Source organism: Nonomuraea composti (assembly GCF_012034275.1).
Taxonomy (GTDB): Bacteria; Actinomycetota; Actinomycetes; order Streptosporangiales; family Streptosporangiaceae; genus Nonomuraea; species Nonomuraea composti.
In genome coordinates this window covers 116,164-139,392 of the sequence record NZ_JAATEP010000008.1, presented here as the reverse complement: position 1 = coordinate 139,392, position 23,229 = coordinate 116,164, and the positions used below count along the sequence as shown (strand labels likewise).

At 70.6% G+C, this 23,229-nt stretch carries 22 protein-coding genes; 8 read left to right on the top strand and 14 right to left on the bottom strand.

Annotated features, from left to right (window positions below):
- Position 1: 1 nt before the first annotated feature.
- From HCN51_RS13805 to HCN51_RS13755, 11 genes are all read right to left on the bottom strand, one after another.
- The gene (locus HCN51_RS13805) at positions 2-1,204 is read right to left on the bottom strand and encodes a DUF418 domain-containing protein (RefSeq protein WP_168010052.1); all 1,203 of its coding nucleotides are present in this window, start codon (positions 1,202-1,204) and stop codon (positions 2-4) included.
- Between the two features lie 42 nt (positions 1,205-1,246).
- Positions 1,247-4,540 (bottom strand): hypothetical protein, encoded by a 3,294-nt coding sequence (locus tag HCN51_RS13800; protein ID WP_168010051.1) that lies wholly within the window; start codon positions 4,538-4,540, stop codon positions 1,247-1,249.
- Positions 4,541-4,629: 89 nt separating this feature from the next.
- Positions 4,630-5,946, bottom strand: a complete 1,317-nt coding sequence (locus tag HCN51_RS13795) for a lipopolysaccharide biosynthesis protein (RefSeq protein ID WP_168010050.1) — start codon at positions 5,944-5,946, stop codon at positions 4,630-4,632.
- Complete coding sequence (locus tag HCN51_RS13790; protein WP_080045749.1) at positions 5,939-6,742, bottom strand: polysaccharide deacetylase family protein; 804 nt, start codon at positions 6,740-6,742, stop codon at positions 5,939-5,941. The genes HCN51_RS13795 and HCN51_RS13790 overlap by 8 nt, the downstream gene beginning before the upstream one ends.
- Positions 6,739-7,680 (bottom strand): glycosyltransferase family 2 protein, encoded by a 942-nt coding sequence (locus HCN51_RS13785; protein WP_080045750.1) that lies wholly within the window; start codon positions 7,678-7,680, stop codon positions 6,739-6,741. Before HCN51_RS13785 ends, HCN51_RS13790 begins: the two co-directional genes overlap by 4 nt.
- A gap of 12 nt (positions 7,681-7,692) precedes the next feature.
- On the bottom strand, positions 7,693-8,469 hold the full coding sequence (locus tag HCN51_RS13780; protein WP_277349983.1) for a glycosyltransferase family 2 protein: 777 nt from the start codon (positions 8,467-8,469) through the stop codon (positions 7,693-7,695).
- A 214-nt stretch (positions 8,470-8,683) separates the two neighbouring features.
- Positions 8,684-9,814, bottom strand: a complete 1,131-nt coding sequence (locus tag HCN51_RS13775; protein WP_168010049.1) for a GNAT family N-acetyltransferase — start codon at positions 9,812-9,814, stop codon at positions 8,684-8,686.
- A complete protein-coding gene (locus HCN51_RS13770; RefSeq protein ID WP_080045753.1) occupies positions 9,811-10,182 on the bottom strand; it encodes a hypothetical protein in 372 nt (123 codons plus the stop codon). Before HCN51_RS13770 ends, HCN51_RS13775 begins: the two co-directional genes overlap by 4 nt.
- Before the next feature lie 267 nt (positions 10,183-10,449).
- Positions 10,450-12,003 (bottom strand): sigma factor-like helix-turn-helix DNA-binding protein, encoded by a 1,554-nt coding sequence (locus tag HCN51_RS13765; RefSeq protein WP_168010048.1) that lies wholly within the window; start codon positions 12,001-12,003, stop codon positions 10,450-10,452.
- 112 nt (positions 12,004-12,115) lie between these two features.
- Positions 12,116-13,798: a substrate-binding domain-containing protein gene (locus tag HCN51_RS13760; RefSeq protein ID WP_168010047.1), complete on the bottom strand. Its 1,683-nt coding sequence runs from the start codon at positions 13,796-13,798 to the stop codon at positions 12,116-12,118.
- A gap of 262 nt (positions 13,799-14,060) precedes the next feature.
- Complete coding sequence (locus tag HCN51_RS13755; protein ID WP_346433633.1) at positions 14,061-14,615, bottom strand: cation diffusion facilitator family transporter; 555 nt, start codon at positions 14,613-14,615, stop codon at positions 14,061-14,063.
- A gap of 235 nt (positions 14,616-14,850) precedes the next feature.
- Here HCN51_RS13755 and HCN51_RS13750 point away from each other — a divergent pair, with 235 nt between their 5' ends.
- From HCN51_RS13750 to HCN51_RS13740, 3 genes are all read left to right on the top strand, one after another.
- A complete protein-coding gene (locus tag HCN51_RS13750; protein WP_168010045.1) occupies positions 14,851-15,621 on the top strand; it encodes a DUF4184 family protein in 771 nt (256 codons plus the stop codon).
- Complete coding sequence (locus HCN51_RS13745) at positions 15,614-16,426, top strand: TrmH family RNA methyltransferase (RefSeq protein WP_168010044.1); 813 nt, start codon at positions 15,614-15,616, stop codon at positions 16,424-16,426. The genes HCN51_RS13750 and HCN51_RS13745 overlap by 8 nt, the downstream gene beginning before the upstream one ends.
- Positions 16,427-16,493: 67 nt before the next feature.
- The gene (locus HCN51_RS13740) at positions 16,494-16,739 is read left to right on the top strand and encodes a DUF4235 domain-containing protein (RefSeq protein ID WP_080045759.1); all 246 of its coding nucleotides are present in this window, start codon (positions 16,494-16,496) and stop codon (positions 16,737-16,739) included.
- Positions 16,740-16,749: 10 nt separating this feature from the next.
- Here HCN51_RS13740 and HCN51_RS13735 read toward each other — a convergent pair whose 3' ends face one another.
- Both HCN51_RS13735 and HCN51_RS13730 read right to left on the bottom strand, forming a co-directional pair.
- On the bottom strand, positions 16,750-17,046 hold the full coding sequence (locus HCN51_RS13735; protein WP_080045760.1) for a hypothetical protein: 297 nt from the start codon (positions 17,044-17,046) through the stop codon (positions 16,750-16,752).
- A gap of 90 nt (positions 17,047-17,136) precedes the next feature.
- The gene (locus HCN51_RS13730) at positions 17,137-18,186 is read right to left on the bottom strand and encodes a LacI family DNA-binding transcriptional regulator (RefSeq protein WP_168010043.1); all 1,050 of its coding nucleotides are present in this window, start codon (positions 18,184-18,186) and stop codon (positions 17,137-17,139) included.
- A 73-nt stretch (positions 18,187-18,259) separates the two neighbouring features.
- Between HCN51_RS13730 and HCN51_RS13725 the strand changes: the two genes are divergently transcribed.
- Together HCN51_RS13725 and HCN51_RS13720 are read left to right on the top strand one after the other, a co-directional pair.
- Positions 18,260-18,439 carry a hypothetical protein gene (locus tag HCN51_RS13725; protein WP_168010042.1) on the top strand — a complete coding sequence of 60 codons (180 nt, stop codon included), beginning with the start codon at positions 18,260-18,262 and terminating at the stop codon, positions 18,437-18,439.
- Positions 18,440-18,491: 52 nt separating this feature from the next.
- Positions 18,492-19,106: a hypothetical protein gene (locus HCN51_RS13720; RefSeq protein WP_168010041.1), complete on the top strand. Its 615-nt coding sequence runs from the start codon at positions 18,492-18,494 to the stop codon at positions 19,104-19,106.
- Positions 19,107-19,148: 42 nt separating this feature from the next.
- Here the strand turns inward: HCN51_RS13720 and HCN51_RS13715 are convergent, their stop codons facing one another.
- Entirely contained in the window at positions 19,149-19,970 is an 822-nt protein-coding gene (locus tag HCN51_RS13715) for a D-alanyl-D-alanine carboxypeptidase family protein (RefSeq protein ID WP_168010040.1), read from the bottom strand.
- Between the two features lie 127 nt (positions 19,971-20,097).
- On the opposite strand from HCN51_RS13715, the gene HCN51_RS13710 reads away from it, so the two are divergent.
- The 3 genes from HCN51_RS13710 to HCN51_RS13700 all read left to right on the top strand — a co-directional run bounded on the left by HCN51_RS13710 (position 20,098) and on the right by HCN51_RS13700 (position 23,208).
- The gene (locus tag HCN51_RS13710; RefSeq protein WP_168010039.1) at positions 20,098-20,295 is read left to right on the top strand and encodes a YegP family protein; all 198 of its coding nucleotides are present in this window, start codon (positions 20,098-20,100) and stop codon (positions 20,293-20,295) included.
- Positions 20,296-20,410: 115 nt separating this feature from the next.
- Positions 20,411-20,767 (top strand): VOC family protein, encoded by a 357-nt coding sequence (locus HCN51_RS13705; protein ID WP_168010038.1) that lies wholly within the window; start codon positions 20,411-20,413, stop codon positions 20,765-20,767.
- Between the two features lie 56 nt (positions 20,768-20,823).
- Positions 20,824-23,208, top strand: a complete 2,385-nt coding sequence (locus HCN51_RS13700) for an ATP-binding cassette domain-containing protein (RefSeq protein WP_206067009.1) — start codon at positions 20,824-20,826, stop codon at positions 23,206-23,208.
- The last annotated feature ends 21 nt before the right edge of the window (positions 23,209-23,229 follow it).

Below are 23,229 nucleotides of genomic sequence, written 5' to 3'. Positions count from 1 at the left end.
ATCATTTGGGCTGGGACGGCCGTCGCCAGTACGTCAGGTACCGCAGCAGCCACTCCACCGGCCCGTACCGGTGGTTCCTGAGCCACCAGCGGCTGTAGACGACCTGGAGGGCGAAGATGCCGAGCGCGATCAGCACCTCCAGCGGCGGGCTGACGCGGTCCACGAGCGCGAGGCCGTACCCGGTGAAGATCAGCGAGCAGATGAGCGACTGCGCGAGGTAGTTCGACAGCGCCATCCGGCCGGGCGCCGTCAGCAGCCGCCCCAGCCGCGGCAGGTACGGCAGCACCCGCAGGAACGTGGCCGCGTACGCCGCCGCCAGCAGCGGCGCCGTCACCAGGTCGACCGCCTCGCCCCAGAACTTGTGCACGGTGCCGTTCCAGGCGCACATCGTGTAGAACAGGGCGCCGCCCAGCCCGATCGTGAACCCGATCCACTGCAGGTTGCGCAGCGCCCTCGTGTGCGCGCCCACGTCGCGCAGCACGCCCAGCCGGCCGACCGCGAGCCCGATCAGGCACGCCGACAGCACGGCGGGGCCCTGGAAGAACACCCGCGCCACGATGATGAACGACAGCTTCCTGAGGTGCTCGGAGATGATCTGCCAGAACATGCCGCCGAGCGCCGAGTTCGAGGCGGCGGCCTGCGCCGACCCGTCGGCGACCCGGCCCGACATGTCCAGGCCCATCGTCGCCAGCATCGCCAGCAGCATGAACGCGGCCGCCAGCAGCAGCGTGAGCGTGATCGCCAGCGCGACCGCCGTCTTCGGCCGGACCCCGCGGAAGATCAGCAGGGCCAGCCCCACGGCGGCGTACGTGGTCAGGATGTCGCCCGGGAACAGCAGCACGGCGTGCGCCAGCCCGAGCAGGAACAATCCCGCCAGCCGGCGCAGGAACATCGGCACGAACGGCCGCCCCTGCCGCCGGGCCGAGTCGACCTGCAGCGTGAAGCTGTAGCCGAACAGGAACGAGAACAGCAGGTAGAACTTGTTCTCCAGGAACAGCGTCACGAACCAGCGCACGCCCCAGTCGAGCGACGAGTTGAACGCGGGCTCCGCCAGCCCGGCCATCCGGTAGCCGGAGGCCAGGAAGGCGATGTTCACGACGAGGATGCCCAGCAGCGAGAAACCCCGCAGGGCATCGACGGACGTGATCCTCGCTGCGGCGAGGCGTACGTCCGGCCTGGCGGGATGTGTCTCCTGTGTCCTCATCGGAGAACATCATCCCGCACAACCTGAGTGTTTCCTGTGAATTCAGTTATTTTGCGCGATATAGATGAATCTCTCGATGATCACTGCTAGCGCCACCGCGAAGGCCGGAACCGCCAGGAACAACAGGCGTTTGCGGGCCTTCGGCGCCCGGTTCGGGCCGTTGAGACGGATGATCTCGTACCCGAAGAGTGCGACCCATGTCACAGCCAGCGCCCCGATGCCCACCGGCGTCCACGGCGACGTGGGGTCGCCGCGGCCCTTGTAGGGGTTCGGTTCGGGGATCTCCGTGCCACGCACGAACGTCTTCCACGTGTAGAGCGCCGCGTCGTCGTTGGAGAAGACCCGCTTCAGATCCGGCGACTTGTCCAGCGCCGCACGGAACTTCTCCCCCCAGTCCGCCGGATACCCCTCGTTGAGCTGCAGATAGCTGACCTGGCCGCGGCTCACGATCAGGTACGAGTTCCGCGACGCCTCCTTCAACGCCTGCACCGCGTCGGAGATCTTCGTCGGATCCTTGTACACCAGCGCCTGAAGGTTGAAGCTCACCTTCTCGACGTCCCGCTCACCCCACGGCAGCGTCGGCGTGACCTCCTGACCCAGCTTCGGCGTCAGGTAGAGCACGCGGGCGCTCGGCTTGTCGTGCGCGTAGACGTACTGCAGCGCCGCCACCTCGCCCGTGGTGACCCGCTCGAACTTCTCGTTGCCGTATCGGGCCAGCAGGAACGCGAACGCGAACATGACCGCGAAGCACGCCGCCAGCACGATCGAGATCCGCTTGGTCAGCTCCGGGTTGAAGCGCACGTTCCGCTTGCGCAGCGGCACCGTCTCCTCGCGCACGTCCGCGCTGTCGGCCGGCAGGTTCGGGAAGAACGCGTACGCCGCCAGCAGGCAGGCGCCCGGCAGCGCGAACATGTAGATCCGCAGCCCGATCTCGCCGCCGTAGCTCTGCAGCCCCAGCGCCAGCACCGGCACGCACAGCAGGATCAGCGCCGACCGGTCGAACACCCCCCGGCGGAAGCGCCGGAACAGCCCCACGGCCGCGCACCCCAGGATCACCGCGAGGATGCCCAGGCGGGCCTGCAGCACCATCGCGTGCGCGGGGTCGCTGCCCTCGATGCGGTCGCCGGTGTTGCTGCGCAGGTTCTGCAGGATGTTGCCCAGGCCGCCGAAGATCGTGTCGATCTGGCTGGCCCAGAACCCCACCGTCATGTAGCTGATCCAGGCCAGCACGATCAACCCGAGGAAGAACGGCAGCGCCCACGTCAGCGTCGTCCGCTTGAAGATCAGGAACGCCGTCACCACGCCGAGCATCATGAACGGCGTGATCTGGTGCGAGGCCACCGACGCCAGGAACAACGCCACCAGCATCATCAGCATCAGCAGCTTGTCGGCCCGGAACGTGCCGGTGTTGGCCAGCTCGCCCGCCGTCATCGCATCCAGCTTGCCGATCAGCTTGCGCAGCCCCTTGGGCGGGATCGGCTTCGTGCGCGGCTCCACCCGTCCGAACCAGCGCAACAGGATCGCCACGAACGCCAGATACAGCGCGAATGTGAACCCCTGCGGCGAGAAGTAGTCCTGGCCGATCCACTGCACCAGGATGAACAGCAGCGCCGCGAACCACCGCGCCCGCGTCGTCGCCACCACCTGGCGCAGGATCAGCACGAACGGGAGCAGGTAGAGCAGGTTCGACAGCAGCGGCGTCCACTGCAGGATCGGCGTCAGATCCGAGATGCCCGCGGCCTTCGTCACGAACGCGAACAACGCGAAGAAACCCGGCCAGCCCATGCGGGCGTCGATGTTGATCGCCGTCTCGCCGGTCCTGCCGATGAACTCCACGAAACCCGCGTGAATGTACGCCGTCGGGAACCGCGGCTCCTCCGCCACCAGCGCGCCCGCCCCGTGCAGGGCGAACGTGATCGCGGCGATCTGGAACAGCAGCAGGAACTTGCGGTCGGTGCTCTGGGTGACCGTGATGAAGAACGACACGATCATGATCAGGATCGCGATGAACGCCGTGGTCGGCAGCGCCGAGATCAGGCCCAGGCCGTCGATGTCCGCCGGATCCACGCCCCGCAGCGGGCCCGGGGGCACCTTGAGGGCCAGGATGTACATGACCAGGCCCTCGACGACCAGCAGCACGGGCAGCCACTTGGGCGCACTCGCCACCAACGCCGAAGCCCTGGCCCTGAGCGACCGCGGCCTCCCCGCCGCCTTCTGCTGCGCCTGCTGCGCCGGCGGCCCGCCCACCTGCTGCGGCGCCGCCTGCTGCGCGCCCTGCGGCGGGCTCTGCTGCGACGGGCTCTGCTGGAACGCGACCTGCTGCGCACCCGCCTGCGGACCCTGGTGAGGGCTCCGCTGCGGGGCCTGCTGCGGCCCTTGCGGTGGCCCTTGCTCCGGTACGGCCTGCGGCCCGGACGGCCCCTGCGGCCGCACACCGGCTCCGGCCGGAGACGCCTGCACGAGGTCGGCCAGCCCCTTGGACCCGCCTACGGGCCTCCCGCCGGCGGAACCTGCGGCGGGAGCACCAGCGGCCCCCGAGGCGGGAGCGCCGGTCCCGGATGCCGAGGCATCGGTGCCGGACGCCGAGGCGCCGGCGCCGGGCGCGGCGGAGGTGCCCGTGCCGGGCGCCGAGGCGGGCTGCGTGCTCATGGGCTGCGTCCCGGCGCCGGCCGTGCTCGCTGCCGAGGGCGCACCCTTGCCACCCGCGCCAGGCTTCGCACCGGCACCGGGCTTCGCGCCCGCAGCGCCAGGCGTGGCGGCGGTCGCACCAGGCTTACCGCCGGCAGCCTCCTGCTCCGGGGCCGGCTGCGGCCCGCTGGGCGGCTGCGCGCCCGTGGCCGGCTTGGCGTCGCCGGTGGGCTTCGCGCCGGTGGCCGGCTTGGCGCCGCTCGAAGGCTGGGGGCCGCTCGGTGGTTGCGGGCGGAGGCTCGGGGCGGTGGTGGAGTCGTCGGAGGGCGGCGCGTCGGGGCCGGGGGCCGGTTGCACGGGCATCGCGACCGTGCCGGCCGCCGAGAGGTCGGCGGCCTCCTCGGGCGTGGGCGGGCGCCCGACGTGGACGGGCCCCGGCAGCCGGATGGCCGTCGTCCTGTCCGCGTCCGGCGCGGCCTGCTCCGAATCCGCTTCGGGGCCCGCCTTCGGGTCGGCCTGCGCGTCGCGCGCCGCGCCCTTCGCGTCGGGCTGCCGGGCACCGCCCGAGCCGGCCTTGCCGCCCTTGGGTGTGGCCGTTCCCTCGCCGCCGGAGCTCTCAGGTGAGTCCTCGGCCGAGCCGGCCTCCTCGCCCGCGGGCGGGAACGTCAGCTTGGGGATGACTCCCGTAGCTTCCGGATCGAAGGGCACGTCTGACTCCTCCTTGTCCCCACGCACGTCCGGGGAGCCGGTGCGCCCCGTTTGCATGCCATCGCCGTCCCGTTGCCTCACGTTGACCATCATGAAGCCCCGGACGACCCCTGGGTGACAGCCGACCTACCGCTTTCGTCGAATTTGAGAATTTTACGTAGATTTCCAAAGATCAAAAGTGCGACAAGTGCCTCGCTGAGGAGCAATCCGTATCCCACCGCGTTCACCCCGAAGTGAGGGAACAGCGTCACGGTGGACACGAGCACGAGCGCCGCCAGCCCGATCTGGACGATGGCGAGCGTGCGCGCCTGGCTCTGGGCCCGCAGCGCGCTCAGGTACACCTCGATCAGCACCCGGGGCAGCACCGCCAGCGACATGAGCCGCAGCAGCGTGGTGCCCTCCTCGGCGAAGGCCGAGCCGAAGATGCGCAGGATCAGCGGCGCCCCGAGGATGGCCACCACGATGATCGGGGTGACGATCATGAAGGCGCGCCGCAGCGCCCGCCGGCAGTTCGCGGCGAGCTGGGCGCGGTCGAAGGAGTTCTCGACGGTCAGCGACACCGCCATGTTCATGGCGAGCAGCTCGATCATGCTGGCCAGCGTGTGCGCCATCGAGAACCGCCCGAACGTGGCCTCGCCCACCTGCGTGGCGATCACCACGGGCACGAGGTAGACGATCGCCAGGATCGACAGCGTGCCGGGGAAGTCGCCGGCCAGGAACCGGCCGACCTCGCGCATCCGGGGCGGCTCCTGGACGGGGTCGGCCCGCTTGATGTGCCGGGGCACGACGACGCCGAAGATCAGCCAGTTGACCGGGATGAGGGCCAGCGCGGTCGGGATCACCCAGGAGACGAAGATCCCGCCGGCGGGCAGCGCCCCGGCCAGCGCGACCAGGAGCCCCATCTTGACGACGCCGAAGACCAGGTTGTTCAGCGGCACGAACGTGGCCCTGCGCAAGCCCGTCAGCACGACGTCCTGGAGCGTGAAGACCGCCCACACCACCACGGACGCCAGGAAGAACAGTCCGGGCCCGAACCCGGCCAGCACCGAGTACGTCTTGCCCCACAGGGGCAGCGTCAGCAGGAAGCCGAGGGCCGCGACCCCGCCGGTGGCGGCGGCCAGGCCGTACCCGCGCAGGATGAGCTCGGGCGTGCGGCGGCCGGCCACCGGCAGGAACCGGGCCAGCGCGCCCACGAAGCCGAGCGCGGTCAGCGACGCGAACAGCCGCATCGCGGTGATCACGGCCTGGCCGCGGCCGAACTCCTCGGGCGAGTAGAAGTGCGCGGCCAGCAGCCAGTAGCCCATGCCGAGCACGCCGGTGACGACGGTGTTCGCCATGAGCGCGTAACCCTGGAGGAACAGCGGGTTACGCAGGTCACGCAGGACCTTTCCCCACAGGTTAGACATTGCCGCGCACCCGCTGCAGCCCGTACCTCGTCCTGCGGACGACCGCGTACCCCTTGGTGAGGATGCGCTCGCGCATGTAGATGAGAGGGACGGAGTTGCCTTCGACGGCGCGCTTGAACATGCTGATGGTCGTGTTCTTGCCGACCGTCAGCCGGGGGATGGCGAGCATGTCGTGACGATCGGCGGCGATCGTGTTGCTCACGGCGCAAGCAGCGAAATAGCCGGCCTTGCGCACTTCGCGGCGCACGCGGGCGCTGGAGTACCCGTACGGGTAGGCCATGGTGGCGACCGGCATGCCGATCTTCTCCTCCAGCAGGCCCTTGTTCCTGCGCAGCTCCTGCCGCAGGTCCTCGGTGCGGAGCTGGTCGAGCTGCGGGTGGCTGTGGCTGTGGCCGCCGATCTCGACGCCCGTCTGGGCGGCCTCGCGGGCCTGGCCCCACGACAGCATGTCGTCGAGGGGCCGGCCCGCGGCGTCCTTGCCAGCGTCGGACACCCAGCCGCTGGTCAGGAAGACCGTGGCCGGAAAGTTGTGGCGTTCCAGCAGCGGCAGCGCGCGGCTGTGGAAGTCGGCGTAGCCGTCGTCGAAGGTGATCACGATCGGCTTGTCCGGCAACGACAGCCCGTTGTTCTTGTTGAAGCGCGCGACCAGGTCGCCCAGCGTGAGCGGGGTGAAGCCGCTCTCCGCCAGGTAGGCGAGCTGGTCGGCCAGATCGGACGGCCGCACCGCGTGCGGCTTGGTCTCGTCGTTGGGCGCGTCGGTGACCGAGTGGTACATCAGGATCGGTACGCGGATCATGACCGGGCCGCCTTCAGCCGTACGGAACCCACGACGTAACCCCAGGTCGTCCAGGCCAGCCCGACCACGATCGCGGCGGCCCTGCCGAGCCCGCCCAGGTCGCCGCGCAGGGCCTCACCGACCCCGCGCAGCGCGCCGAGCGGCAGCGTCTTCAGCGCGTGCGCGCGCTCGCTGGACAGCCCGTCCTGGGTGCCGACCTCCCGCGTCACCAGCGCCTTCGACAGCCCCTCGGCGTAGCACCTGGACCTGAAGTAGGCGAACCGCTCGCGCTGCTTCGACACCTTGTGCCCGATGACCGCGCGCGGCTCGAACAGCATGACCGAGCCCGGCTTGCGCTGGCTGAGCCTGATGCAGAACTCGGTCTCCTCGCACCCGAGCGGGCGCGACTTGCGTCCTTGCACGCTGCGGCCGATGCCGCTGTGGAAGCCGCCCACCTCGGAGACGGCGTCACGCAGGAAGGCGGCGTTGCCGCCCATGACGTTGCGGATCGGCGCCCTGACCGCGGGCATGCCGCGGTAGGTGCAGCCGACCGTCCAGTCGAACTCGTACGGGAACCAGCGCGGCCGCTCGCCCGACGCCCAGATGGGGTCGGTACGGCCGCCCACGCCGACGACACCGGCCTCCTGGAAGCCCTCCTCCAAAGCCTCCAGCCAGCCGGGATCGGCGACCGCGTCGTCGTCGAGAAAGGCGACGATCTCACCGTTGGCCGTGGCCACGCCGGTGTTCTTGCCACCGGACAACCCCTGCTCGTGCGTGTTCTCCACGACGATGGCCTGCGGGTACTCGTGCTTGAGCTTGAGGTGCAGGTCGGGGTTGTGGTCGACCACCAGGATCAGCTCGTGTGCCGGGCGCGTCTGGTTCTCGACCGACTCGACTGCCTGCCTGATGTCCTCCCACCGTTCCTCGGTGTAGACGCAGATGACAACAGACGTGTTCACAACGATCCTTTTTTAAGCGACGCCTCGGTCAGCGGCGGGAGTGGCGGCAGGCTCAGGCTGAGGCGGAGTGGGCTGGCGACGCCACTCCTTCAGGATGGTCTTGAGCACGCGGAAGCCATCTCGTACGACGTGCAGGTTGCTTTCGCCGTGGATGCGGTTGCGCTCGTGGCTGGGGACCTCGTGCACCTTCAGCCCGGCCTTGGCCGCGCGCACGTTCATCAGCGTCTCGACCTCGAAGCCGTCGCAGTCAAGGTTGAGGACATCAAGATGACGCGCCCAGAAGGCGTTGTAGCCGTAGCAGAGGTCGGTGTACTGGGTCTTGTACATCACGTTGACGATGCCGGTGAGCACCTTGTTGCCAAGTCGCCGGTTGAGCGTCAGGTCGTCGCTGCCGCCCCCGGCGGCGTAGCGCGAGCCCTTCACGAAGTCGGCACCGGTCACCAGCGCGCCCACAAAGTTGATGATCTCGCGGCCGTCGGTGGACCCGTCGGCGTCGATCATCACGATGATGTCGCTGGTGCAGGCGGCGAAACCGGCGGCGAGGGCGTCACCCTTGCCCTTGCCCTTCTGCGTCACCACTTTGACGTTGGGGCGCAGCCGCTTGGCCACGGCCACCGTGTCGTCGACGGAGTTGCCGTCGACGAGCACGATCTCGTCAACCCACTGCGGGATGGTGGCGAAGACGTGCGGCAGGTTCTCCGCCTCGTTCATCGCCGGCACGACCACGCTGACCGTCGGGGAGATGGCCAGGTGCGGGGTGACCGGCGTGAAACTCGAGGGCGGCGGCATCGACCGCAGGGGCGAGGAGTGAACCTTGCCGTTGTGCTTGGTTATCTCGGGACTCATGGCGAGGGAAATCCTTCCGGGACCCCGCGCTGCGGGCCGGACGGAACCACCCCCGGGTGCTGCGGGAACGGCGAAGCCGGCAAACGGTGCATCGAAGGGTCCTGTGTGGAGTGTGAGGGTGTTGTGGTGCTGGTGCCGGGGGGTGTTCCGGGATCGCTCAGCGCGCTCCCGTGGGTTCCTGCGTTACTGCGTTGGATGGCTCCTGACGTTGCATCGAGGTGCGCACCCGACCGAAGCCCTTCAGGACACGGTCGGCCGCCTTATAAAGAGACGGTCGGTCCATGACAATTGTTCGGGCTTTGTTGAAAGGAGTTCGGCCCATCCAGTGAACGGCCGCCGAGGCGGACGGACGCGAGACACGGCCTTCGGCGACGTACAGGACCCCGCTCTTCAGCCAGTCCTTGTACTCCTTGCCGCCCTTGCCCATGTCCACCATGTGCAGCCCCGCGTTCGCCGCGGCCTCGGCCATCTGCAGGTGGTGGACGATGCCCGGCGAGTAGCGGGCGTACTCGGTGTCGTAGGCGGGGAACCACCCTACAAGCGTGGTCGCCGTACGGAGGCCGAAATGCCCCGCGACCGGTACGTCTCCGGCATAGAGCATGGTCAGGACGCCCGCGAAGTCCGATGAGTTCTCGGCATGCATCATGTCGGTCAGCTCGACGATCCACGGCTGCGCGAACCTGTCGACCCGGCCGGTCCGCTGGTACTGGTCGGACTTCCAGGCGAGCAGGGTGCGCAGCACCTCGGGGTCGGGCGAGGCCCATTCGAGACGCAGCTCGCCCTGCTCCCGCCCCATCTTGCGTTCCTTGTAGCGGACGGTCTTGAGGTTCTTCGGCGAGTTGGCCTTGACCTGCTCGATCCAGGCCTCGAAGCCGGAGGTGAAGTCCATCACAGGTGCGGGGCGCACGTCCGACTCGTACTCGGCGAACGTCGGCTGCCCGGCCACCAGGTGGTCGAAGTCGAAGACGCTCAGTCTGCAGGCGCGCAGCAGCGCCTTGGCGTCGAGCTTGAGGTCGGGGGCGGCGATCAGGCCGTGGCACGTGGTCAGGAAGCCGCCGAGCGGCTTGCCGATGCCGAAGCTGTGCCGCTCGTACGGGAAGAACCCCCGGATGCCGCCGCTGTCGGAGATGACCGCCACCCTCACGTAGTCGCGCAAGCGGTCCATCGCCACGGCGAACTCGACGGACAGGAACGGGTTGTCCAGACTGCGGTCGGCCTTCTGCAGCTCCCGCCATCGGGCCCGCTCGGAGTCTCCGAGCTCTCTCGGCCGAACTACCTGGATGTTCACCTTGCCCTGGCCCCCTGTTCGGTTTGCATGCTCTTCCCCCGGTACAACACGCGAAGCACGTACATGAACCCGCCGAGCACGGCGACCGTCGCGACACCGGCTCGGGGCGACCAAGCGTTGAAGAGCAGCATGGCCTCGGCGAGGAGCACGTTGAGTACGAGACTCGCCGCGGCCCCTACGGATAGGGCGGCGAGGGGGTCACGATCGCGCAACAGTCCCACCACTGCCGCTCCTGGTACGACCAGAAGGAACAAGGAGATGAGGAACGGGCGCAGCGGTGTCTCGATATCGAACAGCGCAATGACCGCTCCCGCTATGCAGGCGAGCGCGACCAGCCAGGCCAGCGCTCTGCGGTGCTGCTTGAGCATCTCCTGATCTCTCTCCTGCCTTGCTGGTTGAAGCGCGGTTGATCGCAGTTCATGGGACCAATCCACGCTACGACACGTCAATGCCGACGCTTGGCCACGCGCTCCGGTTTACAGGCATGCCGAAGTTTCTCATGTGACCTTCGACACACGGTCAAAAGATTGCCTTGCCCCGGTGCGGTTCCCAAGCACACCAGAATGCCCTATGTAGCCTAGGGTTCACGAGTCAGGGTCCGATTTATATACGTTTGTCGTGTTAAATGTGTGAAGTCACTGTGAGTTCGGGCTCGGCTCCCGCACGGGAGCGCCGCCCGGCGTGGTGGCCACGCCGGGGCCCGGTGCCCCGGTCGGCTCCTCGGTGGCCGTCGGGCCGTCGGTCGGGGGCTCGGGGCCCTCGTCGCCCTCCCAGGACAGCGCGCACGTGGCGGTGCCGCCGTTCGAGGTGAAGGTGACGCGGCCGCTGCCGGAGACGTCCGGCTCGGCGACCGCCACCGTCACCCATACCGACCCGCCCGCCCTGATCGAGCCGCTCGCCGGGCGCACGTCGAGGCCCTGCGAGGCCGTCGCCACCCAGGACACGGCCGCGTGGCGGGCACCGAGCCCGATCCGGGCGACGCCGTCGACCGCGCCCGGGCACGAAAGCGCCAGCCGGGCGCCGGGCACGGGCCTGCGCCGCGTGACCGCCGGAGCGGGGGCCCGCCTGGCGCTCCTGCGCGGGGCCGCCGCCGTCGGCGTGACCCGGGGGGACGGGGTGCGGCTGGGGCTCGCGCTCGGCGTCGGGCTGGGCTCGTCCTCCGGCGTGGGGCTCTCCTCCTCCACGGAGAGCGTGGGCGCGGGGGAGTGGACCGGCCGCAGGGCGGTCGTCCCCGACGTGCCGCTCCCGTTGACCATCACCACCGCGCCCGTCGCCGCAAGCAGGCACGCGCCCGCCAGCACGAGCGGCGCCAGCCGCCGCGACCGGCGCCGCCGCGAGCGGCGATCGGCCGGCACCGGGAACCCCGACCGGTCGAAGCTGTCACCCCGATCCGTGATCAGGACCCGCGTCTGGTCCAGCTCCGGCCGCACGCACGTGTCGATCACCCGGCGGCGCAGCGAGATCGGCGGGTACGCGACCGGCGCCAGGTCCAGCAGCCGCGCCGCCGAGACCTGCCGGTGCCGCCCCTCGGTGCACACCTCGCACCCGCCGATGTGCCCGGACAACCTGCGGCGCAGCAACGGGGTGAGCGGGCCCTCCCAGGAGTCGAGCAGCGCCGACAGGTCGGGGCAGTGCGCCCGGCCGTTCCTGGCCAGGAGCACGGCCGCGGCGGCGTTCTCCAGATGGTCGCGGCCCCGGCCCAGCCGGGCGGCCGACTGGCGAGAGGTCAGGCCGAGCACCGCCCCCACCTCCGCCGGGCTCAGCCCATGACGCAGCGACAGCCTCAGCACCTCGCGCTGACCCCTGCTCAGCTCGCCCAGCGCCTCCCGGACCAGGCTCGCCAGCTCGGGATCCGCGGGCTCGTCGAGCTCGGGCAGCGGCATGCCGCCGGACGGGGTGCCGGGGCGGCGCGCCATCCTGGCCCGTACCTGGAACCTGGTCAGCGCGTACAACCAGGGCCGCAGCCGGGCGGGCTCCCTGAGCCTGGCCACGCACCCCTGCGCGGTGACCAGCGCGTCGTGCACGGAGTCGGCCGCCACGTCGCCGTCCCCGCACAGGGAGAAGGCGTAGTCGTACAGCCGTTCGCCGTAGGAGTCGTAGAGCGTGGCGGGAGCGGCGGTCTCCGCGCGACGCAGAGCCTCGACCAGCTCCTGATCGCCCGCGCGATCGACGGTCGGCCATCCAGGCACGGATTTCCCTCCCCGCAGGTCGGACGCTCACTCGAGCCCCACGCGGAGAGGACGCCGCCTCGATCGTCCGGGTTTTCCCGCCATGCCCAACGAGCATGGCGGGCCCGATGGATCAGCCGTCGCAGTTCGGCATGCAGAGGCGGCGTTCCATGCCCTGGAGGAAGAAGTCGCGGACCTGGAGGATGTTCTCGGCGATGTACGCCTCGCCGCCCGTGGCCTTGGCCACCGCCTCCATCTGCGCCTTGCCCTTCTTGGCGTCCGGGCCGAACGCGATGAGCAGGATGGTGAGCGGCCGCTTCGGGTTGTAGGTCTTCTTGAGGAACTGCAGGAGCTCGGCGTTCTTGACGCCGCCGTCCGGGTCGTCGTTGCCCGCGCCGTCGGTCAGGATCAGGAGGGTGTTGACCTTGTCCTCCTGGAACGTCTTGGTCAGCTCGGTGTAGGCCGCCTTGATCGTGTCGTTCAGGCCGGTGTCGCCGGTGGCCTTGGCCTGGAGCTGGGCGAACGTCCCGACGAGCTGCTCCTTGCGGGTCGCCCCGTTGATCGACTCGCTCAGCGGGCCGACCGACACGAGCTCCTTCCAGTCCTTGCCCCGCCCGTCCATGTGGGTGGAGAACGACCACAGGCCCATCTCGGAGCCGGCGGGGAACAGCGCCAGGCCCTCGGTGGCGATCCGGTTGATGGCCTGCATGCGGGTCATGTTCGTGCCGGGGACCGGCAGCGCCATCGTGCCGGAGACGTCGAGCAGGGTGAGCAGGCGGGTGCCGAGGTTCAGCCGGGTCCAGGTCTGCACCATGCGGGCCACGGTCGCGCCGTCCGGCGGGTCCAGCGCCGCCGGGGTCTCCGGGGTGAAGCCCTTGTCCTCCGACAGCGCGTCGCCGGCCTTGCCGTCGGTGCCGCGGAAGCCGGCGTCACGCAGGACCTTCTTGGCCGACTCGGCGGTCAGCGCCTGCTTGAAGTCCGTCGCGGCCTTCAGCACCTGCGGGTCCTTGGTCAGGATCGTGACCGGGTAGTCCAGGCTGAGCGTGCCCTCCTTGGGATAGAGGGCGACCACCGGCGCCTCGGGCTTCTTCGTGTTGTGCGCGTAGATGGCCTGCTCGGAGGTGACGCCCACCGGCACCCGGCTGCCCGACTTGACGGTGAGGCTGGCCAGCAGCGCGGTCGAGTCGGAGGCGAGCTGGCCCGACAGCTCCTTCAGCGCGCCCACCAGCGCCTTGTCCTGCTTGGCCGCCTTGGCCGTGCCCGCCGCGGCCAGCAGCGCCGCCAGGCCCGCCGAGTTCTTCTGCGGGTCGAGGGCGAGCACCCGCACCTTCCTGCCGGGGCCGTCCACGTTGGCCACGTTCGCCGCCGAGATCATGGACACCCAGCTCGGCTGGAGCGAGCCGGACAGCTTCGACGCGGCCGACTTCGCCGCCGCCAGCACCACGGGGGAGGTCGCGATCGACCCCTCCACCTGCGGCAGCGCGGCGCCGCCCTCGGTGGCGCGCATGCTCTCCATGAGCAGGCTGGAGTCGGCCACCCAGAAGTCGGCGCTGACCTTGCCCGCCGCCAGCGCGTTCGCCGTCCTGGCCGCGGCCTCCTTGGCCACCGTCACCTCGACGCACTTGCTGTCGATCGAGTGCAGGGCCTTGTTGTAGGTGCCGGCGATCTTGTTCAGCGCCGGCTGGATGTCGGGGGTGGCGACCACGCGCAGCGCCAGCTTGCCGCCTGAGCAGTCATGGTCACGGTTGAAGATCACGAACGCGGCGACGCCGAGGAGCACGGCCAGGGCGACGGCCCCCGCCAGCGGTACGAGCACCCTCCCCCGGCCGCGCCTGGCTCTCCTGCGCGGTGGTGGTTCGCTGGCTCTGTATCCGCCGTCGAGATCGTCTGTCCGGTGTCGCCCCACGATGTCCTCTTAGGTGTTCTCGTGACCTTCCGGAGACCCTAGCGGGAGATGCTCCGCAATACTTCGGAGACGATACTCGGTGCGGTGGATGCGGCAAAACAGCCCTTTTGATGCGACGATTACCCTCCGCAGTGGCCAATCGCCACGAGCGTGACGATTGTCACCATGGGCATCAGTGGCAGCAGGCGTGGCCGTGCCAGGCCCGCCGGCCCTCCCGTACGGCGACGGCCGCCAGCAGCACCGCCACCATCGGATCCACCCACCACCAGCCCACCGTGGTCAGCCACAACCCCGCCAGCACCCCCGCCGCCATGACCGCGCACAGCAGGTTCTGGGTGCCCTCGCCCGACGTGGCCGCCGACGCCAGCCGCACCCCGAGCCGCCGCTTGACCACCCCCAGCACCGGCATGCTGACCAGGCTGACCGTCGTCACCACGATCCCCAGCACGCTCGGCAGCGCCCGGTGCCCCGCGTCCAGATCGTGCGCGACGTGAAGGACGAGATACGGGGCCAGGAGCCAGAAGCTCACCGCCACCGCCCGCCTGGCGGTGCTCTCCGCGCTCGGCGACAACGTGCGCGCCCCCGTGAACCGCCACACCACGATCAGGCTCGCCGCCGCCTCCACGAAAGCCGACAACCCCCACCCGATCAGCGCCACCGAGTGCGCCGCCAGCCCCGCGGCCAGGCCGAGCGTGCTCTCCACGCCCAGCCAGGCCAGCGTCGCCACGGAGAGTGAGCGTGCCGCGCGCGCGGCACGCAACCATTCGGCTGACGCGGCCGGAAGCTCCTGAATCCGCTGATCAGGCACCATGAACCCCCGAACTCCCGGCTGTCCGGCCGTCGACAGCGATGAGTACCGTACCCACTACCGCCCGTGACCTGGGCAAACGCCGGCAAAGCAAGGTCAAGATTCGGCCCGCATAATGATCGCTGGGGGATGTCAACGAGGGGGAGACGACACCGTGCCGTTCACGCCCAGCCATGTCGCCGCCGTGCTGCCGCTGATCGGCTCCCGGCGCATCCGCAGGTACGTCGACCCGTGGGCGCTGGCCATGGGCGCCATGGTGCCCGACCTGCCGGTCTTCCTGCCGTTCATGCCCGACTACACCGACACGCACTCCTGGCTCGGCGTCGTCACCATCGACCCGCTCGCGGTCCTCGTCCTGCTCCCGCTTTTCCACGCCGTCCTGCGCGACCCGCTCATCGCCCTGCTCCCGCCCGGCCTCGCCGGGCGGGCCGCGCTCCTCGTGCCCGACCGGCTGCGCCTGCTCCCCATGGCGGCCGGCGCCGTCATCGGCGCCGCCACCCACGTCTTGTGGGACTCCTTCACCCACTCCACCGGCCCCGCCGAGTGGGGCGCCTGGCTGGGCGTCTCCGTCCTCGGCGTGATCAGGCTCTTCCGCCTCCTCCAGTACGCCTCCTCCGCGATCGGCCTGGCCGTGGTCGTGTGGTGGGGGTGGCGCGGGCTGTCCCGCATGGCGGCGGCACCCGTACCGGAGCGGCTGCGCCTGCCCGCCCGCGCCCGCTGGACCGTGCTGGCCGCCTCCGCCGCCGGCATCCTCGCCGGCGCCCTCCTGTGGCCCCTGATCGACGAGCCGAACCCGAAGTTCGGCATCGCGTCCGTCATCACCAAGACGGGCGCCGGCACCGTGATCGGCCTGGCCGCGGTGCTGCTCTGCTACGCCGTGGTCTGGCAGGTCAGGCGGCGCGTGGCAGTATCGGAAGGTGCTTGAGTACGTCACCGACGCCGCCGACCCCCGCCTGTCCGACTACACCCGGCTGCGGGACGTCGAGCTGCGCAAGAGCCTGGAGGCCGAGCGCGGCCTGTTCCTCGCCGAAGGGGAGAAGGTGATCAGGCGGGCCATCGGCGCCGGCTACCCGATCCGCTCGGTCCTGACCACCCGCCGCTGGCTCGCCTCTCTGGAGGACGTCCTCGGCGACGCCACCGTCTACGTCGTCAGCGACGAGATCATGTCCGGCATCGCCGGCTTCCAGGTCCACAGGGGCGCCCTCGCCTCGATGGAGCGCCTCCCCCTGCCTGCCCTCGACTCCCTCCTCAAGAGCGGCGCCCGCCGCCTCCTCGTCCTGGAGGACCTCGTCGACCACAGCAACGTGGGCGCGATCTTCCGCTCCGCCGCGGCGCTGGGCGTGGACGCCGTCATCCTGTCGCCCCGCTGCGCCGACCCCCTCTACCGGCGCGCGGTGAAGGTCTCGATGGGCGCGGTCTTCTCCATCCCGTACGCCCGCATGGACGACTGGTTCACCGGCCTGGCCCAGCTCCGCGCCGCCGGCTACCGGACCCTCGCCCTGACCCCCGACCAGAGCGCCGCCCCCATCGACTCGGTCGAGCCGGCCGACCGCGTGGCCCTCCTGCTCGGCGCCGAGGGCGACGGCCTGTCGTCGCACTGGCTGGAGGAGGCGGACCAGGCGGTCTGCATCCCGATGAGCGCCGCCGCCCTGTCCAACGGCGTCGACTCCCTCAACGTGGTGGCCGCCGCCGCCATCGCCTGCCACGGGCTCATGCGCGCCGAGAGGTGATCCATCCGGGGGTTTAAGCGGCTGGCACGGGGCACGGGCAGACACCACGTCAACGTAAGGAGATGCCATGCAACCGGTAGAGAAGGTCACGTCGCTGGGGATGGGTCTGCTGGGTGGTGCGCTGGCGTCGGCGCTGTTCAAGCGGGCCTGGAAGCTGGCGTCCGGTCAGGACGACGCGCCGGACGCCGACGACCTCGAACGCGGCTGGACCGAGGTCCTCGTCGCCGCCGCCCTGCAAGGGGCGATCTTCGGGCTGGTCAAGGCCGCCGTGCACCGGGCCGGGGCGCAGACGTTCCACCAGCGGGGCCACTGAGGGGGCGTGCCTACGACTGGCCGTCCATGAGCCAGTCGGGGTAGCCCTCGAAGTCCTGGATCACCGGGCGGCAGTCGAGGGGGGCGGTGGCGCCGGTGCTCCTGAGGTGCCCCTCCAGGGCGGGGACCTGCTCGTTCGTCGTGATGAGAGTGAGCTGCCAGGTGGGCGTGTCGCGGTGGACGGGCTGGTGCGGGGCTTCCGCGATGTCGATCGACGTGGCCAGGCCCGCGAGCAGGATGCCGTGCGCGAGCTCGGCCGCCCTCTCGTGACTCTCGATCGTCATGCGGATCTCGACGAATTCCGCCATGAGGGTTCCTTTGTGGAGAGGTGTGCACCTCACCCTACGTGGGCGGCGCGGTATTCGCGGGCATTTCCGGCGGTGTCCGGGGCGCGGGCGTCAGGGGCGGGGCGGGGCGGTGGAGGTGCGCACCACCAGCTCGTACGGGAACAGCAGCCGCTCCGGCGCGGCCGTGCCGCCCGACAGGAGCAGCCGGCCCGCCGCCGCGCCCATCTCCTGCTTGGCCTGGCGGATCGTGGTGAGCCCCGCGTCCTCGGCCGCGCTGTCGGAGAAGCCCACCACCGACAGCTCCTCGGGCACCTTGAGCCCCAGGTCGGCGGCGGCGTCGAGGACGCCGAGCGCCAGCACGTCGGTGTTCGTGAGTATCGCGGTGGGGCGGGGGTCGCGGGCGAGCAGGGCGTGGCCCGCCCGCCGCCCGGCCTCGCGCGAGTTGCGCGCCACTTCGTAGAACGGCACCTGCCGCCAGTCGAGGCCGGCCTCCTCGCAGGCCCGCTGGTAGCCCTCGCGGCGGGCCCGCATGGCCGCGAACGTCGCCGCCCGCTGCCGCTCGGGGCCGGCCCAGCCGGTGTGCCCGTCTTCGTGCAGCCCGACCATGGCCACCCCCAGGCGGCGGTGGCCGAGCTCCAGCACGTGCCGCGCCGCCGTGGCGCCCGCCGCCGGCTCGTCGATGCCGAGGAACGGGTGCCCCGGCACGTACGGCTCGTCCACCACCACGACGGGCAGCCTCCTGGCCAGCACCTCCGCCAGCGCGGGGTGCCCGTCGGGCAGCGACATCACGCAGAACGCGTCGACCACGGCGTCTCTGACCGTGTCGCTGCGCCGGTCGCCGTGCGGCAGGGGCAGGATGAGCAGGCCCACGCCCGCGTCCTCGGCGGCGGTGGCCAGGCCCTGGAAGAAGCCGATCGCGTACGGGTCGGCGAACGCGTAGGCCAGGGTCTCGCTGAAGATCAGCCCGAGGGCGCCGGCGCGGCCGAGCCTGAGTGAGCGGGCGGTGGGGTTGGGGCCGGCGTAGCCGAGCTCGTCGGCCACTTCCAGGATGCGCCGGCGCAGGCCGTCGCTGAGCTGGTCGGGGCGGGAGAAGGCGTAGGAGACGGTGGCCCGGGACACGCCGAGGCGGTCGGCGATCGTCTGCAGGGTGACCTTGGCCATGGTGCAACGGTAGCGAAGAGCTTGCCCGGCCATTCTTAATCAATTAAGCTCTTAATGGATTAAGGAGGATCGGATGGATGCCATGCAAGTCCTCGCCCACCAGACCGCGATGGGATACGAAGGGTCGCTCGGAGCGGCCCTGCCAGGAGCGCCGCGGCGTCCCGAACGGCCACGGGCCAAGGTGCGGGTGCGGCTGGCGTACTCGCTCAGGTGGACCGCCGACCGGCTCGATCCCGCGTGCCGCGCCGCCTGATGGTGCACAATGTGATCGATCGGACACGGTGAGTGCGCGTGGGAGGGGCTCTGTGAACGTGGCCTGGGTGATCGCGTTGGCGGTTGCGGCGGGGACGCCGGGTTCGGCGGCGTTCTGGCCCGGGGCGGGGACGCCGGGCTCGGGGGCGTTCTGGCCCGGGGCGGGGACGCCGGGCTCGGGGGCGTTCTGGCCCGGGGCGGCGGAGGCCGTCGCGCTGAGCTGTGCCGCCGCCACGCCCGCCGGGCGGCCGCTGGTGTTCCAGCCCAAGGTCGGGCTCACCCCCCGGCGGGTCGAGGCGCGCGGGCACCTGGAGCTGACCGGGTGCACCTCGCCCGACGGCTCGGCCACCGCCCTGCGCTCGGGGTGGGCGAGCGTCAAGGCCACCGCCCAGGCGTCCTGCGCCAGCGCCCGCCAGGTGCGCGGCAGCGCCGTCATCACCTGGTTCGGCACGAACGGGCGGCCCGTCGGCACCTCGCGGCTGAGCGTCCGGGCCGACCGGCTCGTGGCCCAGCGCCCCGCCGACACGCTCCTCACCGGCAGCGTCACGGCGGGCCGGATGGCGGGGGAGCGGGTCAAGGGCGGCATCAGCCCCGCCACGGCCCTCCTCGACTGCGCCACCCGGGGCATGGCCGCCCTCCCTGGGAGCGGCCGCATCGTCTTCGGCTGAAGGGCCGGCGGGCGCACGCGAGCCCCCGGGTGGCAGGGGTCCTCAGCCGAGGGTGATCTGCTCCTCGGCGTAGTTCAGCAGCTTCTTCGCCGCCGTGAAGCGGCTCGGGTCCTTGCCGTCGCCGAGCAGCGCCCCCACCACCTGGAGGCCGCCCCGTTCGGCGGCGAACAGCAGGCAGTGGCCGGCCGCGTTCGTGTAGCCGGTCTTCACGCCCAGCACCCCGTCGGCCTGCGCGAGCAGCTTGTTCGTGTTCTTCCAGGTGTGCGCCCGGTGCACGCCCGTCTTGGCGACCTTGTGCGAGGTGGTGCCGACCACCGTCGTGAAGACGCTGCTCCGCAGCGCGAGCCGGGCCAGCTTGACCTGGTCGACGGCCGTGGAGTAGCCGCCGTTGGCGGGGGTGGGCATGCCGTCGGGGTTGGTGTAGCGGGTGTCGGTGAGGCCGAGTGCGCGGGCCGTGCTGTTCATCTTGGCGACGAAGGCCGTCTTGCCGGGCCCGTAGTGGCGGGCCAGGGCGTTGGCGGCGTCGGCGCCGGAGGGCAGCATGAGCGCGTACAGCAGGTCCCGGGTCGTGAAGCGCTCGCCCTTGCGCAGCCCGGCGGTGGCGGCGCCGTTCTTGGCGGCGTACTTGACGTCGGTCGCGGAGATCGTGATCGTGTCGCTCAGCCTGCCCTCGCGGAGCACCACGTACGCGGTCATGATCTTGACGAGGCTGGCCACCGGCATCCGCTTCGTCTCCCGCTTGCCGAAGTGGACCGTTCCTGCCGAGTCGATGACGTACGCCGCCTTGGCCCCCACGGTCGGCTCGTCGGCGGCCATGGCGGGGGAGGAGACCCCCACGACCAAGGCGATCACGACAGAGCTCATCAAACGCCCAATACGCATGCCCATCATGTTGACAGAGCCAGAGCCGCCGTTTGCCGGACTTCGCCGCGCGTCGGCCTCAGATGGGGGTAAATCATTGATAGATCCGATATGGCGGGGGGCGGCGGCCATGGCAGGAAGATTCATCATCAGCGAGGACGGTCAGGGCGGGTACCGGTTCGCGCTCGTCGCGAGCAACGGGCAGACGCTGGCGGTCGGCGAGGGCTATCCGAACAAGGTGGCGTGCGTGAACGGCATCGAGACCGTGCGCAGGAACGCCCCCGACGCGCCGATCGACGACCGCAGCGGGGAGCCGGAGGGCGGCTGACCCGGCCGCGCCAACCGATCAGGAATCGAGAAGCGCCGGCCGTCGAAGCCCACCTAACCTGCAGATACACCGCCATCCGGGCGGTGCGCGCCGATCCGCGACTGCAGGAGGAACCATGGCCGACTCGTCCACCCAGGGCATCAAGACCGTGCTGCACCCCGTCTCCGACCTCGACGCCGCCAAGGCGGTCTACACGGCCCTGCTCGGCTTCCCGCCCCAGACCGATGAGCCGTACTATGTCGGGTTCGAGGCCGAGGGCCAGCACATCGGGCTGGTCCCGGGCGGCGCCGCTCAGGGCATGACGGGGCCGGTGGCGTACTGGCAGGTGGCGGACATCGAGGCGAAGCTGGCCGAGGTGACCGCCGCCGGCGCCACGGTCAAGGACAAGCCGCGGGAGGTGGGCGGCGGCCGCGTGGTGGCCACGTTCACCGACCCCGACGGCAACGTCCTCGGCGTGCTCCAGGACCGCTGACGCGCCGACGGGGACCGTGAGAGCCGGGTCTTGAGGAAGAAGGAGACACGATGAGCATGGAGACGACCACGGACACGCAGCCGGCCGCGCCGCACGTTGCCGACAGTCACGGCTTGATCCGCGTGCACGGCGCGCGCGAGAACAACCTCAAAGACGTCAGCATCGAGATCCCCAAGCGCAGGCTGACCGTGTTCACCGGCGTGTCCGGCTCGGGCAAGAGCTCGCTGGTGTTCAACACGATCGCCGCGGAGTCGCAGCGGATGATCAACGAGACCTACAGCGCCTTCGTGCAGGGTTTCATGCCGACGCTGGCCAGGCCCGAGGTCGACGTGCTCGACGGGCTGACCACGGCGATCATCGTCGACCAGCAGCGGATGGGCTCGGACCCCCGCTCCACGGTCGGCACCGCGACCGACGCCAACGCGATGCTGCGCATCCTGTTCAGCCGGCTCGGGCAGCCGCACATCGGCTCGCCCAACGCGTTCTCCTTCAACGTCCCCACCGTGCGGGCGAGCGGCGCGATCACCGTCGAGCGCGGCAACAAGAAGGCCGAACGGGCGACGTACACCCGCCTGGGCGGCATGTGCCCGCGCTGCGAGGGCCGCGGCACGGTCTCCGACATCGACCTCACCCAGCTCTACGACGACTCCAAGTCGATCGCCGAGGGCGCGTTCACCATCCCGGGCTGGAAGTCGGACAGCTGGTGGACGGTGCGGACCTACGCCGCATCCGGCTTCCTCGACCCGAACAAGCCCATCCGGGACTTCACGAAGCAGGAGATGCAGGACTTCCTCTACAGGGAGGCCACGAAGGTGAAGGTCGAGGGATCGACGCTCACCTACGAGGGGCTGATCCCGAGGATCCAGAAGTCGTTCCTGTCGAAGGACCGGGAGGCGATGCAGCCGCACATCCGGGAGTTCGTGGACCGGGCGGTGACCTTCACCACCTGCCCGGAGTGCGACGGCACCCGGCTGAGCGAGGCGGCCAGGTCGTCGCGCATCGCCGGGATCAACATCGCCGACGCCTGCGCCATGCAGATCAGCGACCTCGTCGCGTGGGTGCGGAGCCTCGATGAGCCGTCGGTGAAGCCGCTGCTCACGGCGCTGCTGCGGACGCTGGAGTCGTTCGTGGAGATCGGGCTGGGCTACCTGTCGCTCGACCGGCCCGCCGGCACGCTGTCCGGCGGCGAGGCGCAGCGCACGAAGATGATCCGGCACCTGGGCTCCTCGCTGACCGACGTCACGTACGTCTTCGACGAGCCCACCGCCGGCCTGCACCCGCACGACATCCAGCGCATGAACACGCTGCTGCTGCGGCTGCGCGACAAGGGGAACACGGTGCTCGTCGTGGAGCACAAGCCGGAGGTGATCGCGATCGCCGACCACGTCGTGGACCTCGGCCCCGGCGCCGGTACGGCGGGCGGCACCGTCTGCTACGAGGGCACCGTCGAGGGCCTGCGGGCCTCCGGCACGATCACCGGCCGCCACCTCGACGACCGGGCCGCGCTCAAGCCGGCGGTGCGCCCGCACACCGGCAAGCTGGAGATCCGCGGCGCCACCACCCACAACCTGCAGAACGTGGACGTGGACCTGCCGCTCGGGGTGCTGACCGTCATCACCGGCGTGGCCGGCTCGGGCAAGAGCTCGCTCGTGCACGGCTCCATCCCCAAGGGGGCGGGCGTGGTGTCGGTCGACCAGAGCCCGATCAAGGGCTCGCGGCGCAGCAACCCGGCGACGTACACGGGGCTGCTGGAGCCGATCCGCAAGGCGTTCGCGAAGGCGAACGGCGTGAAGCCGGCGCTGTTCAGCGCCAACTCCGAGGGCGCCTGCCCCGGCTGCAACGGCGCCGGCGTCGTCTACACCGACCTGGGGATCATGGCCAGCGTGTCCAGCACGTGCGAGGAGTGCGGGGGCAAGCGGTTCCAGGCGTCCGTGCTGGACTACCGGCTCGGCGGGCGCGACATCAGCGAGGTGCTGGCGATGTCGGTGACGGAGGCGGAGGAGTTCTTCGGTACGGGCGAGGCGCGCACCCCGGCCGCCCACGTCATCCTCGAACGGCTCGCCGACGTCGGGCTCGGCTACCTGACCATCGGCCAGCCGCTCACCACGCTGTCCGGCGGCGAGCGGCAGCGGCTCAAGCTCGCCACGCACATGGCGGACAAGGGCGGCATCTACGTCCTGGACGAGCCGACGAACGGCCTGCACCTCGCCGACGTCGAGCAGCTGCTCGGGCTGCTCGACCGGCTGGTGGACGCCGGCAAGTCGGTGATCGTCATCGAGCACCACCAGGCGGTGATGGCGCACGCCGACTGGATCATCGACCTGGGGCCGGGCGCGGGGCACGACGGCGGCCGGGTCGTCTTCGAGGGCACGCCCGCCGAGCTGGTCGCGGCCCGCTCCACGCTCACGGGGCAGCACCTGGCCGACTACGTCGGCGCGTAGACCCTGCCGACCACGTCGGCG